20 protein-coding genes, 2 tRNA genes and 1 pseudogene are annotated in these 15795 nt (G+C 56.6%); 13 read left to right on the top strand and 10 right to left on the bottom strand.

The features are described from left to right. Positions 1-12: 12 nt before the first annotated feature. Complete coding sequence (locus RGCCGE502_RS08400) at positions 13-1656, top strand: phage major capsid protein (RefSeq protein ID WP_016553725.1); 1644 nt, start codon at positions 13-15, stop codon at positions 1654-1656. Between the two features lie 171 nt (positions 1657-1827). Next, positions 1828-2154: a helix-turn-helix domain-containing protein gene (locus tag RGCCGE502_RS08395; RefSeq protein WP_016553724.1), complete on the top strand. Its 327-nt coding sequence runs from the start codon at positions 1828-1830 to the stop codon at positions 2152-2154. A gap of 79 nt (positions 2155-2233) precedes the next feature. Here the strand turns inward: RGCCGE502_RS08395 and RGCCGE502_RS08390 are convergent, their stop codons facing one another. Continuing rightward, positions 2234-2467: a hypothetical protein gene (locus RGCCGE502_RS08390; RefSeq protein WP_016553723.1), complete on the bottom strand. Its 234-nt coding sequence runs from the start codon at positions 2465-2467 to the stop codon at positions 2234-2236. A 58-nt stretch (positions 2468-2525) separates the two neighbouring features. Here RGCCGE502_RS08390 and RGCCGE502_RS08385 point away from each other — a divergent pair, with 58 nt between their 5' ends. Further along, positions 2526-2969, top strand: a complete 444-nt coding sequence (locus tag RGCCGE502_RS08385) for a hypothetical protein (RefSeq protein WP_016553722.1) — start codon at positions 2526-2528, stop codon at positions 2967-2969. A gap of 91 nt (positions 2970-3060) precedes the next feature. On the opposite strand, the gene RGCCGE502_RS08380 is transcribed toward RGCCGE502_RS08385, so the two are convergent. Next, positions 3061-3606, bottom strand: a complete 546-nt coding sequence (locus tag RGCCGE502_RS08380; protein WP_016553721.1) for a hypothetical protein — start codon at positions 3604-3606, stop codon at positions 3061-3063. Between the two features lie 615 nt (positions 3607-4221). Here RGCCGE502_RS08380 and RGCCGE502_RS08375 point away from each other — a divergent pair. The 4 genes and pseudogenes from RGCCGE502_RS08375 to RGCCGE502_RS38890 form a co-directional block, all read left to right on the top strand. Continuing rightward, positions 4222-5643, top strand: coding sequence for an SIR2 family protein (locus RGCCGE502_RS08375; RefSeq protein WP_016553720.1), 1422 nt, complete (start codon positions 4222-4224; stop codon positions 5641-5643). Then, on the top strand, positions 5644-6132 hold the full coding sequence (locus tag RGCCGE502_RS08370; protein ID WP_016553719.1) for a TIR domain-containing protein: 489 nt from the start codon (positions 5644-5646) through the stop codon (positions 6130-6132). A gap of 44 nt (positions 6133-6176) precedes the next feature. Continuing rightward, entirely contained in the window at positions 6177-6461 is a 285-nt protein-coding gene (locus tag RGCCGE502_RS08365; RefSeq protein WP_016553718.1) for a helix-turn-helix domain-containing protein, read from the top strand. 149 nt (positions 6462-6610) lie between these two features. Next, positions 6611-6751: pseudogene (locus RGCCGE502_RS38890) on the top strand (ATP dependent DNA ligase); the annotation flags it as partial. On the opposite strand, the gene RGCCGE502_RS08360 reads toward RGCCGE502_RS38890, so the two are convergent. The 3 genes from RGCCGE502_RS08360 to RGCCGE502_RS08355 all read right to left on the bottom strand — a co-directional run bounded on the left by RGCCGE502_RS08360 (position 6740) and on the right by RGCCGE502_RS08355 (position 8100). Next, the gene (locus RGCCGE502_RS08360) at positions 6740-7426 is read right to left on the bottom strand and encodes a hypothetical protein (RefSeq protein ID WP_141652304.1); all 687 of its coding nucleotides are present in this window, start codon (positions 7424-7426) and stop codon (positions 6740-6742) included. The pseudogene RGCCGE502_RS38890 and the gene RGCCGE502_RS08360 overlap by 12 nt on opposite strands. Positions 7427-7589: 163 nt before the next feature. Beyond that, positions 7590-7823: a hypothetical protein gene (locus tag RGCCGE502_RS36515; protein WP_019279785.1), complete on the bottom strand. Its 234-nt coding sequence runs from the start codon at positions 7821-7823 to the stop codon at positions 7590-7592. A 64-nt stretch (positions 7824-7887) separates the two neighbouring features. Then, the gene (locus tag RGCCGE502_RS08355) at positions 7888-8100 is read right to left on the bottom strand and encodes a hypothetical protein (protein WP_016553716.1); all 213 of its coding nucleotides are present in this window, start codon (positions 8098-8100) and stop codon (positions 7888-7890) included. A 220-nt stretch (positions 8101-8320) separates the two neighbouring features. Here RGCCGE502_RS08355 and RGCCGE502_RS08350 point away from each other — a divergent pair, with 220 nt between their 5' ends. After that, positions 8321-8815: a hypothetical protein gene (locus tag RGCCGE502_RS08350; RefSeq protein ID WP_016553715.1), complete on the top strand. Its 495-nt coding sequence runs from the start codon at positions 8321-8323 to the stop codon at positions 8813-8815. A 216-nt stretch (positions 8816-9031) separates the two neighbouring features. Here the strand turns inward: RGCCGE502_RS08350 and RGCCGE502_RS08345 are convergent. The 3 genes from RGCCGE502_RS08345 to RGCCGE502_RS37870 all read right to left on the bottom strand — a co-directional run bounded on the left by RGCCGE502_RS08345 (position 9032) and on the right by RGCCGE502_RS37870 (position 10081). Continuing rightward, positions 9032-9105, bottom strand: a tRNA-Cys gene (locus RGCCGE502_RS08345). A 123-nt stretch (positions 9106-9228) separates the two neighbouring features. After that, positions 9229-9675 (bottom strand): BA14K family protein, encoded by a 447-nt coding sequence (locus RGCCGE502_RS08340; RefSeq protein WP_016553714.1) that lies wholly within the window; start codon positions 9673-9675, stop codon positions 9229-9231. Positions 9676-9790: 115 nt separating this feature from the next. Beyond that, on the bottom strand, positions 9791-10081 hold the full coding sequence (locus RGCCGE502_RS37870; RefSeq protein WP_016553713.1) for a hypothetical protein: 291 nt from the start codon (positions 10079-10081) through the stop codon (positions 9791-9793). Between the two features lie 117 nt (positions 10082-10198). On the opposite strand from RGCCGE502_RS37870, the gene RGCCGE502_RS08330 reads away from it, so the two are divergent. Beyond that, positions 10199-10273, top strand: a tRNA-Asn gene (locus RGCCGE502_RS08330). 266 nt (positions 10274-10539) lie between these two features. After that, on the top strand, positions 10540-10869 hold the full coding sequence (locus tag RGCCGE502_RS08325) for a hypothetical protein (protein WP_040674309.1): 330 nt from the start codon (positions 10540-10542) through the stop codon (positions 10867-10869). Between the two features lie 443 nt (positions 10870-11312). Here RGCCGE502_RS08325 and RGCCGE502_RS08320 read toward each other — a convergent pair whose 3' ends face one another. Further along, positions 11313-12146 (bottom strand): SDR family NAD(P)-dependent oxidoreductase, encoded by an 834-nt coding sequence (locus RGCCGE502_RS08320; protein WP_016553711.1) that lies wholly within the window; start codon positions 12144-12146, stop codon positions 11313-11315. Positions 12147-12245: 99 nt separating this feature from the next. Beyond that, positions 12246-12890 (bottom strand): ChrR family anti-sigma-E factor, encoded by a 645-nt coding sequence (locus RGCCGE502_RS08315; RefSeq protein ID WP_016553710.1) that lies wholly within the window; start codon positions 12888-12890, stop codon positions 12246-12248. A 233-nt stretch (positions 12891-13123) separates the two neighbouring features. On the opposite strand from RGCCGE502_RS08315, the gene RGCCGE502_RS08310 reads away from it, so the two are divergent. From RGCCGE502_RS08310 to sseA, 3 genes are read left to right on the top strand one after another with little or no spacing between them, the layout of a single operon-like run. After that, on the top strand, positions 13124-14164 hold the full coding sequence (locus RGCCGE502_RS08310; protein WP_016553709.1) for a cysteine synthase A: 1041 nt from the start codon (positions 13124-13126) through the stop codon (positions 14162-14164). 6 nt (positions 14165-14170) lie between these two features. Beyond that, positions 14171-14908, top strand: a complete 738-nt coding sequence (locus RGCCGE502_RS08305; protein WP_016553708.1) for an alanyl-tRNA editing protein — start codon at positions 14171-14173, stop codon at positions 14906-14908. Between the two features lie 15 nt (positions 14909-14923). Next, positions 14924-15793 carry a 3-mercaptopyruvate sulfurtransferase gene (gene sseA / locus RGCCGE502_RS08300; protein ID WP_016553707.1) on the top strand — a complete coding sequence of 290 codons (870 nt, stop codon included), beginning with the start codon at positions 14924-14926 and terminating at the stop codon, positions 15791-15793. The last annotated feature ends 2 nt before the right edge of the window (positions 15794-15795 follow it).

Below are 15795 nucleotides of genomic sequence, written 5' to 3'. Positions count from 1 at the left end.
AGGAGCCTTCCAATGAGACAGCATTCCTTCTTCTCTATCGCTGCGGTCCTGGCCGCCGCCCTCGTCGTCTGTGTCGGGGTCCCGGCCGAGGCATTCGCAGCGGTCCCGGCCGCCGCGTCCCATGCGATCGGCAGCCTCGGCGATGTCGCCGTTCACTTTGCCCCCCATGTCGCGAGCGCGCTGGCCGTGCTTCGCGCCGACCTCGCCGGGCTCAGAGAGAGAGCCGAGGAAAAGGTCCTGGAAATCAAAGACGGCATGGACGCCGCTGCAATCCGCACAATCGAGGATGCACACGCCGAGATCGCGAAGGAGATCAGGGCGAAGGTGGACGAAATCGCGGTCGAGGAGCTTCGTGACACTCGGATTGTTACGATCCGATCTATCGCGACGGCCGCCAAGTTGCCTGACCTCGGCGAAGAGCATGTTCGACTGGATACCTCAGTCGATGACTTCCGCGGCATCGTCCTCGCCCAACAGGCGATGATCGACGAGCAGACGCGGATCAACAGCAACGTCCGCGTTGATGTTGGCCCAGGTAATGCAGAGCAGCGCGCAGCGGCGATTACGAACGCGCTGCAGCATCGCGCCAACCCTGCCGGCGTCGAACTGACCCCTGACGGTCGGAATTTCCGCGGCCTGACGCTCCTCGAAATCGGTCGCGACGTTCTCGAAGCGAACGGCGTCAACACCCGCGGCATGACCCGTCAAGAACTTGCCGGCCAGGCTCTAGCGCAGCGTAGTGGGGGGATGCACACAACATCGGACTTCCCGGGCATCCTGGCGAACCTCGCGAACACGACGCTGCGCGCCGGCTATACGGCCGCCCCGCAGACCTTCCGCCCGCTCGTTCGCGAAACTTCGGCGTCTGACTTCAAGCCGATCACACGCGCCCAGTTTGGCGAAGCGCCCTCACTGAGCAAGGTCAACGAACACGGCGAATTCAAGCGCGGGACGATCGGCGAAAGCAAGGAGATTTACAAACTTGCCACCTATGGCCGGATCATCGGGATCACCCGTCAGGTTCTCGTCAACGACGACCTCGACGCTTTCACCCGCATCCCGCAGGCGTTCGGCGTTCAGGCCGCGCAGCTTGAAAGCGATCTGGTTTGGGGTCAAATCCTGGCAAACCCGGTCATGGGCGACGGCAAGACACTGTTCCATGCTGACCACGGTAACCTGATGACCCCGACTGCGATCGGCCTGACAGGGCTGTCGCAAGGCAGGTCTCTGTTTGCCAAGCAGACCGGCCTTGACGGCAAGACCGTCCTGGGCCTGACGCCCGCCTTCCTGATCGTCCCTGTCGCCCTGCAGACGATAGCAGAACAGTTTGTGGCCGAAATCCAGCCCACGAAGACGGCCGATGTCGTGCCGGGTGCCTTGCAACGGCTTCAGGTCCTCGCCGAGGCTCGCCTAGACAATGGTATCAATCGACCGGACGACGACATCGTTGCCGGAGGCTCGGAGGTGTCGTGGTTTCTGGCCGGGAATGCCGCGCAGGGTGACATCGTCGAACTTGCCTATCTCGACGGCAATCGCGGCGTCTACACAGAAACTCGCGTGGGCTTCGACATCGACGGCATTGAAATCAAGGCCCGCCTTGATGTCGCGGCGAAGGCGATGGATTGGCGGAACGTCGCAAAGAACGCTGGCGGTTGATGAGTTATCGGAGGCCGACAAGTTCGGCCTCGCTGTCCACGAGGGGGCTAGGTAGGGACTGTATTTTCCCTACCCGCCCTACGGGTGCGCTGCAGCCCGGGATTTGAATGATTTTCACAAGACCGAAAAGCCGGTTGCGGTTGCGGTCGACCGTTTGTCCAGGAGGGAAAGTTGAAAGAAACAAAGCGAGAGACAGTATTCGTAAAGTCGAAGGCTCGATCGACGTGGGTCGGTCGCATTCGCCGAGACGCAAGGGTTTCACATTCGGCGTTCCGGTTCAGCTATGTGCTGGCCGAGGCCGCAGACGAGACCGGGACGCTCTACGAACCATTGACCGAACTCGCCGGGAGGATCGGCGTTCATCCTCCGACACTGGTCAACAGCTTGGAGCGACTTTCCGGCCTCGGATATATTTCGCTCGAAAGAGGTGGGTATGGCCTCCCCTGGCGGATCGCCATCCGGCCGCCTCTTCCCGAGAAGCGTGACAGGTCGGCGTGACATATTCGCCTGAAAACCTGACAAACCGTGACATCGCGTGACGGTTCTACCTGTCCCGCTTGCAACTGATCCTCGGCTGCTAGTCCTCGTCTTCACCTTTTAGGAGCAATTCCGATGCAAGCCAGTCGCGGTGTGAAACATGTTCCCTCTGTAATTCCTGGAACGTTTTCAAAAGATGGACTGCGTCGCATTCGTCCTCACTGCCTTTCCCTATCCGGGAGATCAACTCTCGCTGTTGGGCGATGTGCTGCTCTCCGAGCAAAACATGCGCCTCAGCCTGCTTTAGGTGCTCCTCGATCATCGCCCGCTTCATTTTGCGACCCTCAGTCGCCGGCTACCATACGCCTTCGCCAGAGCGGGAGATACAAGTAGTGTTCGACGATGTCTGGACGCCGAAGCTCGTCGGCGAGGAACTGCTAGAGGCCGTCCAATGGGCAAATCGAGCCGCCGGGCCGATTGGCCCCGCCCGGCTTCGATCAAACCTTCCGAACCTAGCGATGATCACCGACGACGCTGACTTCGACGGCTGGCCCCCGATCGAGTTTCGGCCGATGCGGCGGGCGCTGTCGCCCACTCGCGTCTCACAGCTAGAGCGTGCCCTCAGCTGGCAGATGACCTATCTGAAAGACCAGCCAGGCGCAGCGCGCGTCCTGAAACATTGGGTGCGAGTGAAGCTGACAAAGGGTATGACGTTCGATCAAGCCTGCGATCGTCGCGGTTGGGCTCGGCCTACTGCCTACCGGCGCCGCGACGAAGCGTTGCGAGAGATCGCCGTCGGCCTGACGATGGCCGGCATCGAGCGCGGTCGACACTGAACGGAAGACCGATATCGCTATCCAATTCTGAGGGTGGAGTTCGCCGAGGCGTCTGCTTTGCGCCAAAACCAGTCATCGCGTCCGCTGTGCTTTATTCTCCTCCGAACCGACGTAAGGAGAAATTTCGCACCGAAATCACACCGCAAATCAGTAGCATGGACGCGCCAAGGCCCGCTACATAGTAGCGGGAAAACATCAGGTCATATCCAAACAGAAAGTCGAAAATATAGCATTTCGGACCAACGCACTTTGGGACGACGTGAGCGAGAAAATAGTCACAGACAATGATTGCGATGGGCGACACCAACACAATCGACAAAAATTGCCCTGGACTTTGTTTGAATTGCACAAGCACTCTTTCCGGCGGGTTCTCAGGAAAAACCAATGCAATTTTAACAAGAATGAAAAAGAGTGCCGTTGCCAAGATTTGCGAAGCGATCAGATGTTGCGTCGTGATGTTTCCGAGAAGGTAGAAAAAGATCGAAACCGAGAATGAACTGATGAAAAACGCCGAAGCAATATTCCTCCAAATATCACTTTTCTTGGTGATTATGTCGGAGCAATACACGTATGCGCAAACGGTGGAAAGCAAGATGGGCAATGGCCCAATCGCAAACGCATAGGCGTCATTCAGCATTTTACGAACCGTCTCTGAGCTAATCGAACACTATAAGCGATGCTAGCGAGATCCAGATTGTCGTCAACTTGGCGGTAGTTAGGCAAGAGTGGGTTAAACTCTTGGCATCCCGTGCTAACACATTCAAAAGCTGCTGACTTCCGCTTTGGGCCGAAGGACTTTTCATCGCTGGGCGACGCTCCCGCCGGCGGCACCCTCCCCCTGGGTACGCAGCATCATTTGCCCACCCCACCAAGCGGCGCCGCTGCAGCCCGACCTTTGAGCGTTTTTCAGAATTCCTTTTTTCCATTCACGCTCACGATGCAGCGTCGCCAAACGGAAACGGAATGAGCTTTTCGATCCTTGAAAAACACTGAAATAGTGGGCTGCAGCGGCGCCGCTTGGTGGGGTGGAGTTATGACGCTCCGTACCCAGGGGGGCGGTCGACCGCTCCGGTTTCGGCTTCATGTCGAGAGCATTGAGGAAATCGCATTGCGCCTGACTTGGCCGGCATCAAGTTCGGCAAGGCTACCTACCAAATAGGTACCGACGGCTGTGGATTAGCCTCTGGATAGAGTTTACTCGATCCGTAGTCGGTTTTATTTTCTGGCCTTCCTCAATTTCTGGTGGCTAGAAGTGAACAGAGACGTTTCCCGCTTTATCGATGACTACTTTGGCGAAATGATCGCGGGGAATGCGGCGATATTGGCGGGCGCGGGACTATCCGTCCCGGCCGGCTTTGTTGATTGGCGGGAACTTGTTCGCCCGCTTGCCGATGAACTTGAACTGGACATCGATCGAGAGACGGATTTAGTTGCCGTAGCTCAATTTCATGTCAATGCGAATGGGAACAATCGAAATCGGCTTCATCGAGCGGTGATCGAAGCCTTGTCAGCAGACAACCCACCAACCGTGAACCACGGCCTTCTCGCACGCCTACCAATCGTGACTTGGTGGACCACTAATTATGACAAGTTGATCGAGACGGCTCTGAAGGACGCCGGCAAGATTGTCGACGTAAAAACGTCGGTGGCGCAACTTGCAAATACTCGACCGCGTCGCGACGCGATTGTTTACAAAATGCACGGGGACGTTGATCGACCCGACGAAGCGATTGTCACGCGAGATGATTACGAGCGATACAACCGTGATCGCGGTGCATTTATAAATGCGCTCGCAGGGGACCTGGTATCGAAAACATTCCTCTTTCTTGGATTTAGCTTCACCGATCCTAACCTCGACCAGGTGCTAGCCCGTCTACGCTTAACCTTTGAAAGCAACCAAAGACGCCACTATGCCATATTCAAAAAGCGGACGCGGTTAAGCACCGAGGATGCAGCCTCGTTCGAGCATGCAAAAATTCGCCAAGCCTTAGTAATCGAAGACCTTAAGCGCTTCAACGTGAAGGTTGTGCTCGTAGACGACTACGGTGATATCACTGAAATTCTCCAGGAGTTTGAGCGTCGTTATCGCCGGCAAACAGTATTTGTGTCCGCAAGTGCGGCGTCGTTCGAGCCTTGGGGCGAAGCGGCCGTCACAAATTTTATGCGGACATTGGGGAAGAAGCTCGTTGCTAAAAACATGAAGATAGCGACCGGTTTGGGGTTGGGTGTAGGAAATTCGCTTTTCACGGGCGCGCTTGAGCAGATCATGGAGGCCCGAACGGGCCATATCGAAGATTACCTTGTAATCAGACCCTTTCCCCAGGCGATCCCCGATGCCCGTCAGCGGCAGCAAGTGTGGGAGCAGTATCGCCGAGAGATATTAGGCAAAGCGGGGATCGCGGTCTTTCTTTTCGGAAACAAACTAGCGGGCACTGACGTAGTCAACGCCGATGGGATGGAGAAAGAGTTCAACATCGCGGCGGAGTTGGGCCTGATCACATTACCGATCGGTGCGACTGGCTACATGGCGGAAACCCTGTCCGGGAGGGCGTTAATTGGCCTGACAGACAGTCAAAAGGCGCAACTAGACCAGATCCAAGTGCCTGTTGACGACCTGAATGATTTGATCGATCCGATTGTTAAACTCGTATCCGCATTGCGCGAAGGAAAGTAAATGGCACGCAAGGTCTTCTTTAGTTTTCACTATCAGCGCGACGTTATGCGCGTCATGCAAGTTCGCAACTCTTGGGTAGTCCGCTCGAAAGGAGAGGCAACGCCCTTCTACGACAAAGCGGAGTTCGAGCAAGTCAAGAAAAAAGCAGGGGGCATTGAGAGGTGGATTGAAGAGCAAATGAATGGAACGTCGGTGACGGTTGTTCTTTACGGTCGAGAGACCTTCGACCGCCCTTGGGTCTTGCACGAAATCAGGCGCAGCTACGAATTAGGCAAGGGGCTCATCGCAATCGCAATTCACAATGTGAAGGACCCTCGGAACGGAACTGACTACGCGGGCAAAAATCCGCTTAGCTATTTCACAACAACGAGAAACGGGGTGAAGTTCGACCTCAGCCAGCTTTACCCCTCGTATGATTGGGTGAACAATGACGGCTATACAAATTTGCCAGCCTGGATTGAAAGCGCGGCGAAGGCTGCCGGAAAATAAGTGCTGGCAGCGTCTTCGAAGCAGCAGGAAAGATGGAGCCCGGGATGGATGAGGACGCGTCAGATGTCGAAGCCGTCAGGACCTTTCACGAAAGGTTGGCCAGGGGCGAGGAAGAACTCATCCCGGCCGAGTTTGTGAACCGGATGATCGACGGCGAAAATCTCGTCAAGGTCTGGCGCGAGCATCGCGGCATGACCGCCCGCGACCTCGCCGAGAAGGCAGGGATCAGCGTCGAGGAACTGGCGAGGATCGAGGGAGGCGAGCCCGCGGGGCACGCGATCGAGGCCATTGCAGCCGCCCTGCGATTGACAGTTGACGAGTTGACCTAGAGCGTCCGCATCGCAAAAAAAGCCCCGGTGTCGCTCGGGGCTTGTAGTTGGATTGTGTAAAGGGGGCGCGAGCGAAAGACAAACTCGCGTTCCTAGCCCTTTAACCTCCATCGATCGCCTTGGTTCCAATGTCTTCGATCGAATTATAGGTTCAGCCGACCTTGATCGCCGAGTTCGACTATCGCGCCTGGACGCATGACGGAAAGCTGCGTCACGCCTCGTACAAGGGACTGCGTGAGGCTCAAGATAATGGTACCGTCTTCGAGATTGAGAAAAGCCTACCTGCTTAGATGTGACATGCGGGTTTCTCGGGCAGACGCATAGTGTCGCAGGTGTTCAAACTGGACGCCGTGGACAATAATTTGACAATATAGGTCAATCAGCGCTCGAAGCTTGCTTCGTTTCCAAGACACCCTAGCGTGATAAGGGATACTTTCTAGTATCTCTTCAGCGCTGTAAATATAAATGAATGCCTCTTCAAATAATTCCTCACCGACCACTATGATTTCGCCAATATTTACGTGCCTTAGCGTCTCCTTCATATGCTTATAGTTCTGAGAAATGTAACGTTCCTGAGTTACACCCGCGGAAATGTACCTTTGGAATATACTGTCGGTGTCCGGGCCAATTCGGTAAACGACATTGTCGCTGACCTCCCGACTGAAATCGATAAAGCGCGAGATTAGAGAGGAAAATGAGGTCAGGTTTTCATCCCTTTTACGGGAATGTGCCTCTTCGCGAAGCAACTTCGTCTGCTCTTCGATGTATTCTGCCTGTCGCTTCGCCTCTTCTGCCTGCTGTTTCATTACGCCCCGGTTCGCTTCGAACTCCAAACGCGTCAGCCGCAATTCTTCTCTCTGCTCGGAAAGCTCCTGGGATTGTATCCATACTGCTGCGACAAGCCAGATGAAGGCGACCGGGGCAAACACACCCCCTATGAAATCCCCCCAGTCGGCGGCAGTCATGCACGAGTACGTTCCCAGTGAGCTACAACTCCCGGCATGAGCGAACCAACCGAGCAAGCCGGCTCCAATCAGAAAGGCTGCAGTTCCCAGGCCGGCTATGACCATCGTACGCGACCGCCCTGCCGGCTGTTTAGCGGTCTTGATTGTGGTTTCCTCACCAGCTTTAGATGTCATCTGCCAGATCGCCCTGCTGGTTGGGGTCATAAGGAACGTATTGCAGGGCATCGATGAAACTCGAAATTCGCGGATCGCTCGACGGCGTGCCGGAAATCCGTATCGATGAAGCGCCCCAAGGTGATGCAGAAACGTTCAGGAGCATTGCCGTGGCTAACGCCTGATCAACCGTCCCTTTAAAATCCCTCGGGCCAAGAAATGTGAAGTTCGCAAACGTGTACATTTAAAATTCCATAAACTTAGGTTGCACGAAAAGTTCCCATAGCGCCGTACATCTGGATTATCTTCTATCTGACGATGACCATCCGATTGCCTTCGAGCATTTGGATCACGCCGTCCGCCTGTAGGCCGAACAGGGCGTTGACTACTTCATCCTGCGAGTAGTTCCTCTCGACGACAAGCGTCGGCCCCAGGTCGAGCAGATTGACCGGCTGCCCCGGCTCGGCCTTGGCTCGGGCAAGTTCGATAATTGCTTCTCTGAGTTCTGCTGTTCTGGTCATTCCTGACCGATACACGATGCAGGCCCGTCGGTCGACGGCTCGGCCGGGCTAGTTCGAATTGGGTATGTGGAAAGATCGGATGCGGCCCGTTTTGGCCATTCTGGCACTTCATCGTTGCCGTGGTCAGTAACCGAGCGAGGAGCCTGAAGCGATGACGGGATCAGCAGATCGATAAAAACTACCGCCACCACACCCTCTCATTCTTGAATTGGCGCGGGAGTTGGGCAGGGCTGCTGCCTCCCGCGAGCACAAGCTCGAGCTTATTCGCCGCGAAAATCGTGAGCTTCTAAACTTCATTCGTTCCCAGGCGAAACCTGACGACCAAATGAAAAAAATTCTAAGTGTTTTGGACCGCGATCAGGGACATCAGGGGCTCGATCCGGTGATCGCATCGGCCATTCGCTTTCTCAGAGGGGAATGGGTTACGATTTTTGGTATCCAACCGCCGAGGGAAAACGATCGTCACTTAAGGGCGAGAGACCGCGTTCACCTCACGTGGTCTGTTCCAGATGGCAACGGCGGATCTAAGCGATACCGACACGTTCCCAACCCCCAGGCGGACGAAAAGAGAGATCAGCAACTCGATAGGGTCGTCGAGGATTTGAAAGCCGGCCGAGAAGATGAACTCGGCCTTTATAAGTTTATTCCGGGGAACAAGTCCTCCCGCCCAAGCCGCAGAAAAAGGAAAAGTTCCAAGACCGGCGCGGACGACTGAAAGCAACCCTGTGGAAAACTTTGCCCCACCGCCCCTCGTTGAGCGATGCCCACCAAGTTGCAAAATCATGTTGCAAATCATGTTGCATGGATTTGCCGGGACCATTTTGAAAAGCCCGGAAATGCGGGGAATTTCTTTGCAACATGCTGCAACATGAAAACAGAACGGCGCCCCGAGAGGAGCGCCGTAAACCATTGAATTTATTCAAGAAACTTTTGGAGGCCTCGCCCGGAATTGAACCGGGGTACAAGGATTTGCAGTCCTCTGCGTCACCACTCCGCCACGAGGCCTCACGACACCTCGTCACCGAAGCGTTGGCGGGCATTTAGAATGAATAGAAATCGAGTGCAAGGGGCTTGTTGAAAAACCGCCGGGATTTCCGATGTCACACCGTCGGTTTCTGTGGTCAACCTCTAGTAAGGCGAATAGCACTGCCGCCGCGGACCGTAATACGGCTGATAGGTGTTGTCATATGCCCGGTAAGACCGGTAGCGGCTGTAACACCAATCGACGTGCGAATTACCCACCGGTCCAGCCTGCGGCTGCGACGCGATCAGACCACCGATGATTGCACCGGCTGCAAGTCCGCCAATCAGTGCGCCAGCATCGTTGTCATGATGGCGGTAATAGCCATCGTGATAGCGGTTTCCGTAGTACCTATTTCCATAGCCGCCATGGCGGTAACCGCCACAACGATAGATGCTGCAGCGATCGAAGCCGCGGCTGTTTCGCACTCCGGAATCTCCGAAACCACCGCGGCTTTGAGCTGAGTGCTCATCGCCGGAGTTCTCTGCAAAAGACGGACCGACGCCAGCCAGGCTTGTCGCAATCGCCAACACCAATACCGCAAGTTTCTTCATTCCAGCACCTTCTCATTTCCTGTATGCTTACGACACTTACGCCTACTTCCATAACGCCCGGCGCGGTCCAAGGTTCCTCGATGCAGGCCGGGCTCCAGTGCCCTCGTTCATCGCTTCAAGATTGACGCCTCTTCGTCCACCAGACCGAAAAACGCCGCCGCATCCGGCGTACGAGATGAAGGTCGTGCGACAGCAGGATGAACCCGAGCGGCAGCATCCAGAAGCCGAGAACCGGCAAAAAACCCAAAACGCCGCCAAAGATCAGCAGCACCCCAATCGTCAGTCGGGCAATGCGCGACTGCGGCAGCGGGATACTTATGGAGCCCAGAATGAGGCGACCGGTGGTGTGGTCGATGCCAAAGCGCTTGGCGCTTCTTTTTCCCGTGGTATCATGTGTTTCAGTCATCGACTGGAGATGGGGTTATACAGAGCAAATACAAGCGGATGTCATTTTTTTGAAAAAACCGCTTGGCAAATCGGGCAAGCGTTTGTATTAGGCCACTCACGCCGCGGCAAGCGGTGATCCCTGGTAGCTCAGCGGTAGAGCATTCGACTGTTAATCGACAGGTCGCCGGTTCGAATCCGGCCCGGGGAGCCAGTTTTCTCAGCGATTTGCTGAACACTTACAAGAGCGGTTCGAGTTTCGAGCCGCTCTTTTCTTTTTCCGAAATCACCCATGACCTTATCGACGGATGCGCCGCATCAAAGGGAATCAATGGTGCGTGATGCAGGCACCCGCCCGCCAAGGTTGGGCAACTGCCGAAAATCCGCGCTTTAGTGGATAAAAACTTCGGAACAATGCTTTTGCCGATGGGTTTTGCCCATGTCACCCAGACGAAAAACGACGACAAAAAGGAAGTTCCTATGCGTAGTCCGATGATAGCGGCGGCAATTTTTGCCGCGGGTCTGGCAACCTCTGCATTTGCCCAATCCAATCCTGATCCAATCGGCCCGACGAACGGCGGCTCGACAAATCCAAGCTCCAGCACCCAGTCGGGCGATTATACAAGCAGCGACAACGGCACTCATCCGATCGTTGTCGCGCCGGTTGATCCGACAACGACGCAGAGCATCACGCCGCAGCCCAAGGCAATGGACTGCCCGGGCATGCCACAGGCGAATTCGGGAGTGGACACACGAGGTGGTGAGAGCGGTGCATCCATTAGTGACGCCTGCCGCGAATACGACAACTGATCTAACACACCCTGTTTTCCGAAAGGGCCGGCTTGACCGGCCCTTTCGTTTGCGAGCGCCCGGAAAAATCCGCCCATAGGACTGAGATTTCAGATCCAAGCCTGCCGTTGTTCCGTAACAAGCAAAAACACCGGCACTGCACGGGTCTTCGGCCTGCACCTCGGCGGCCAGCGCTTCCTTCCGGCGCGCTTCCGACCGCCTGGGCGATGGATCGAATTTGTCACTGGTCAGAGACTTTCGTTTCGGGTTAGACTGCGCCCCATGGGGTGGTGAGCGCTTCAAAGGGCTCTGCGAGTTTTGATGTGAAGCAGGCTTCCGCGCTGGAAATATAGACGTCCGGTAGGTCGTCTTTGCGCGGAGTCGACGAGAGCGGATGGCGTCCGATCCGACAGATGACCTCCTGTCTGGCCGCCATCCGCCTCGTCGTTGCCTCTAGGCCCAACTCACTCTGCAGGATGCGCCACGGCCGGACGTCCGCGCTTTTTTAGCGGCCGTTCGCGCCAGCCAGTAAAGCGATTGATGAGCCGAAAATACAGAGCGTAGGGCAGAAGATTGATGAGCTTCATCATGTAGCTGAAGCGCTTCGGAAAGGTAACCTCGAAACTCTGAGACTTGAGACCCGCCGAAATATGCTCGGCGGCTTCATCTACCGAAATCATCGACGGTAAAGGGTACTCGCTCCCCTTCGTCGCCAGGGTGTCGACGAAACCCGGATTGATGAGTTGTATGCGGATACCCATCTTGTCGAGATCGAACTTCAGGCTCTCCGCCATATTGATCAAGGCGGCGTTCGTTGCGCCGTAAGCGGCGTTCGTCGGCAGGCCGCCATAGCCCGAAACGGACGAAACGATGGCGATTTGGCCTTGCCCCTTTGCCTTCATGTGTCGTACGGCGGGGATAAGGCAGTTCACAACGCCTTGCAGGTTGACCGCGAAACTCTTCTCGAAATCAACGAGCTTCAGCTCCTCCGCATGCACAGGCAGATTGACGCCCGCATTGAAGACGGCGAGCGCGAGCGTGCCATGCTCGTATTCGATTGAAGCAAGGACATGCTCCATGTCTTCGGCGTTAGTGACGTCACCGTCGAGTACAATAATGCTGCCGGAAAAGTCTGACGCCTCGGCCTGCAACTCGGCAAGCTTTTCATGATCGCGAGCCGTCACCGCGACCTTGTACCCATCTCCCGCAAGCTTCAGTGCCAGCGCTCGCCCAATTCCAGAACTTGCGCCTGATATCCAAGCTATTCCATGTTCAGGACGAGCAACGAAAGCTTGCATGACATCTCCTCCGGGCCGTTCTTGTGAACGTCAAAAAGGTACGGGAGCTCCTCGCCATCTCCCGGTTTCAACCCTTTTATCACCCCATTGTGGCTGCTTTCAGCCGATGAGGTCACCAATGAGCTGCCGGAAAGACCCAGTCAGCTTGACCGGAGCGTCAAGAACGATGAACGCGATACACGGACGCTCCTTTTCGGCAACCGGCCTATGGTCAACGCTCTCGTCGGCAATTGAGATATCGCCAGGTCCGAAACGGCCGCGCGCATCATTGAACGCGCCGTCTAAGATCAAGGTGAGTTCCGTTCCCTTGTGTGTGTGTGAGGGCAGTGCCCGCCCCGGCCTGATCCACATCAGGCTCGCCTCGCAGCCGTCGATATCGATGGAGTATTCCTTGAAGCCCGGCAGCTTCGTCTTCCACGGCACCGTATCAACGTCATATCCGACCAAATTACGAATCGCTCTCGGGAAGCCCCCACGGGAGGGCTGCAGATCGGTCGGTGCATCCTCGGCAGGCGGCGCGGAGGCGAAGATAGCGGCGAGCCGTGCGTCGCGCTCGCTGATCGCAGCCTCCGAAATGTCTTCCAGGGCCTCGCCGCTCAGCGATTCAAGATCTCTCACCAGCCAGCGATGATCGGACTTCATTTCGAGATGCGATTCCACCAATACGCGTGCCGGCTCAGGAAGAGATCCGGCGACATAATGCGCCATCAATGCATCGACGGTGTCGATATGCTCGTGAACCATGAAGGCTTCGGTGGTTTCCGTTTTTGGGGATGCTTTGTCGTAATACCTACGTTGAAAGTCAACCTTCGGATCACAAGGACGGTGGCAACCCGCTGTACCTCGACTTCTCCGGCCCGAAGGAAAGTCTAATTTTGTCACGGCGCTCAAAGGCATGGAATAGCATTTCTTGCCAACCTAGCCTTGTGAAGGGAAAAGACCGTTCCTAAACTAAGCGTTCAAAAGAGGCAGAGTCCATGACCGTTCATCCCTCCGTTTTAGAGGCAATCGGCAACACCCCCTTGATCAAGCTCAAGGGTGCGTCGGAAGCGACCGGCTGCACCATTCTCGGCAAAGCGGAATTTCTCAATCCCGGCCAGTCGGTGAAGGATCGCGCCGCGCTCTACATTATTCGCGACGCCGAGAAGAAGGGTCTGCTGAAGCCGGGCGGCGTTATCGTCGAGGGAACGGCCGGCAACACCGGCATCGGCTTGACGGTGGTGGCAAAGGCGCTCGGTTACCGAACCGTCATCGTTATCCCGGAGACTCAGAGTCAGGAGAAGAAGGAAGCGCTGAAGTTGCTCGGCGCTGAACTCGTCGAGGTCCCGGCGGTTCCCTACAGGAACCCGAACAACTATGTGAAGGTGTCCGGAAGGCTTGCCGAACAACTGGCCAAGACGGACCCGAACGGCGCGATCTGGGCCAACCAGTTTGACAACGTCGCCAATCGGCAAGCCCATATCGAAACAACGGCCCGCGAAATCTGGAACGACACGAACGGCAAGGTCGACGGCTTCATCTGCTCGGTTGGCTCGGGGGGGACGCTTGCGGGTGTCGCGGCCGGCCTCAAGGCATTTAGCAAGGACGTCAAGATCGGCCTTGCCGATCCCGACGGTGCCGCGCTCTATGAATTCTACAAGAACGGCGAACTAAAATCCGCTGGCTCCTCGATCACCGAAGGAATCGGTCAAGGTCGAATCACGGCGAATCTAGAAGGCTTTACGCCCGACTTCGCGTACAGCATCTCGGATGCGGAAGCCCTGCCCTACGTTTTCGATCTCGTCGAACACGAGGGTCTGTGCCTCGGCGGATCGACGGCGGTCAACATCGCCGGCGCCGTTCGGCTTGCCAGGGAACTTGGTCCCGGCCACACCATCGTGACGATCCTTGCCGACTACGGCAATCGCTATCAGTCGAAGCTCTTCAATCCCGACTTCCTGACGTCCAAGGGGCTACCGATTCCGGCGTGGCTCACCAAGGCGCAAGAGATACAAATCCCATACGAACCAGCAGCGTGAGATCCCATGCCCGTCAATGCCCTCTATCGTGACGATTTCTATCTTTCGACATGCGAGGCGGTAGTAACCGCCGTTCACGAAGACGGGGGCATTGAGCTGGATCAAACCTGCTTCTATGCCACTTCAGGGGGCCAGCCCGGCGACACCGGTTTTCTCGAGCGGGCCGACGGCAGCAAAATCGCCCTAGGACAGACGAGGCACGGGGCCACCAAGGATATCGTCATCCACGTGCCGCTTGAGGGTGAGACGCAGCCGGGTCTCGGCGAGAAGCTAGTGCTGCATGTCGACTGGCCGCGCCGTTACAAGCTGATGCGGATGCACACTGCCTGCCACCTGCTTTCGGTCGTCTGTTCATACCCGATCACCGGCGCGGCTGTTGGCGAAGATGAGAGCCGCGTCGACTTCGACATGACCGAGACGATCGACAAGGACGGCGTAACGGAAAAACTGATGGAGCTGGTGCGACAGAACCATCCGGTTTACCTGCAGTGGATCACCGACGAAGAACTTGTGGCCAATCCCGGCATCGTCAAATCCAAGAATGTTCGCCCGCCGATCGGCCTCGGTCGGGTCAGCCTTGTCTGCATCGGCGAAAACTCTGCGATTGACAGTCAGCCCTGCGGCGGCACACATGTGTCCGAAACGCAGGAAGTCGGCCAGATTCACATTGCCAAGATCGAGAAGAAGGGCAAGGAAAACCGGCGCTTCCGCATTCGCTTCGGCGCTCCCGGCGACGAAGCCTGAGTTAGGGAGAGCAGAATGAGCGAAGAAAAGAGCCGTTTCGTCGTTTCGGCCGATTGGTTGCAGGCGGAACTGGGTAAGCCGGACTTGCGGGTGCTCGACGCGTCCTTCTATCTGCCGGCACAGAAGCGCGATGCTGACGCTGAATACGCCGCCGGCCATATACCGGGCGCCATTCGCTTCGATCAGGACAAGATCGCGGATCACTCCGTGCCTCTGCCGCATACCATTCCGTCGCCGGAGCTTTTCGCGGCAGAGGTTGGAAAACTCGGAATCGGCGAAAATGACCGTATCGTGGTCTATGACGGGATTGGGATGTTCGCATCACCGCGGGTCTGGTGGCTGTTTCGCGTCATGGGCGCGCGAAATGTGTACCTACTCGATGGCGGCCTGGATGGATGGAAATCGGAAGGCCGTCCGCTTGAGACAAATGCGCCGCAATACAAGCCGAAGATTTTCAAGCCGGCCTATGATGCCTCAAGAGTCGTCACTCTGGACACAATGCGAGACATCGTTGCGAGCGGTGCCCTGCAGATAGCCGATGCCAGAAGCGCCGGCCGGTTCGCCGCGATCGAGCCGGAGCCGCGCGCTGGCATGCGTTCGGGTCATATGCCCGGCGCACGCAACCTGCCGTCGGGCGTTTTCGCCAACCAAGGCCGTTTCAAGTCGTTGCCGGAACTCAAGCAGACAATCGAGGACGCGGGCATAGACCTTTCGAAGCCGGTCGTCACCTCCTGCGGCTCCGGCATCACCGCGGCGATCATTACGCTCGCACTCGAATCGCTCGGCCACAGCGACAACAAGCTTTACGACGGCTCATGGAGCGAATGGGGTGGGCGCGACGACACACCTGTCGTCACTGGCCCGCCAGAACCGATCAAAGCCTGACA

It is taken from the genome of Rhizobium grahamii CCGE 502 (genome assembly GCF_000298315.2).
GTDB classification, from domain to species: Bacteria; Pseudomonadota; Alphaproteobacteria; order Rhizobiales; family Rhizobiaceae; genus Rhizobium; species Rhizobium grahamii.
The sequence above is the reverse complement of the archived record's forward strand: the minus strand, read 5'-3'. Positions and strand labels throughout refer to the sequence as shown.

Coding starts and splice junctions, on each gene's coding strand:
- RGCCGE502_RS08400 (WP_016553725.1), top strand. CDS start 13: ATGAGACAGCATTCCTTCTTCTCTATCGCTGCGGTCCTGGCCGCCGCC.
- RGCCGE502_RS08390 (WP_016553723.1), bottom strand. CDS start 2,467: ATGAAGCGGGCGATGATCGAGGAGCACCTAAAGCAGGCTGAGGCGCAT.
- RGCCGE502_RS08380 (WP_016553721.1), bottom strand. CDS start 3,606: ATGCTGAATGACGCCTATGCGTTTGCGATTGGGCCATTGCCCATCTTG.
- RGCCGE502_RS08370 (WP_016553719.1), top strand. CDS start 5,644: ATGGCACGCAAGGTCTTCTTTAGTTTTCACTATCAGCGCGACGTTATG.
- RGCCGE502_RS08365 (WP_016553718.1), top strand. CDS start 6,177: ATGGATGAGGACGCGTCAGATGTCGAAGCCGTCAGGACCTTTCACGAA.
- RGCCGE502_RS08360 (WP_141652304.1), bottom strand. CDS start 7,426: ATGACTGCCGCCGACTGGGGGGATTTCATAGGGGGTGTGTTTGCCCCG.
- RGCCGE502_RS36515 (WP_019279785.1), bottom strand. CDS start 7,823: ATGTACACGTTTGCGAACTTCACATTTCTTGGCCCGAGGGATTTTAAA.
- RGCCGE502_RS08355 (WP_016553716.1), bottom strand. CDS start 8,100: ATGACCAGAACAGCAGAACTCAGAGAAGCAATTATCGAACTTGCCCGA.
- RGCCGE502_RS08340 (WP_016553714.1), bottom strand. CDS start 9,675: ATGAAGAAACTTGCGGTATTGGTGTTGGCGATTGCGACAAGCCTGGCT.
- RGCCGE502_RS37870 (WP_016553713.1), bottom strand. CDS start 10,081: ATGACTGAAACACATGATACCACGGGAAAAAGAAGCGCCAAGCGCTTT.
- RGCCGE502_RS08325 (WP_040674309.1), top strand. CDS start 10,540: ATGCGTAGTCCGATGATAGCGGCGGCAATTTTTGCCGCGGGTCTGGCA.
- RGCCGE502_RS08320 (WP_016553711.1), bottom strand. CDS start 12,146: ATGCAAGCTTTCGTTGCTCGTCCTGAACATGGAATAGCTTGGATATCA.
- RGCCGE502_RS08315 (WP_016553710.1), bottom strand. CDS start 12,890: ATGGTTCACGAGCATATCGACACCGTCGATGCATTGATGGCGCATTAT.
- RGCCGE502_RS08310 (WP_016553709.1), top strand. CDS start 13,124: ATGACCGTTCATCCCTCCGTTTTAGAGGCAATCGGCAACACCCCCTTG.
- RGCCGE502_RS08305 (WP_016553708.1), top strand. CDS start 14,171: ATGCCCGTCAATGCCCTCTATCGTGACGATTTCTATCTTTCGACATGC.
- sseA (WP_016553707.1), top strand. CDS start 14,924: ATGAGCGAAGAAAAGAGCCGTTTCGTCGTTTCGGCCGATTGGTTGCAG.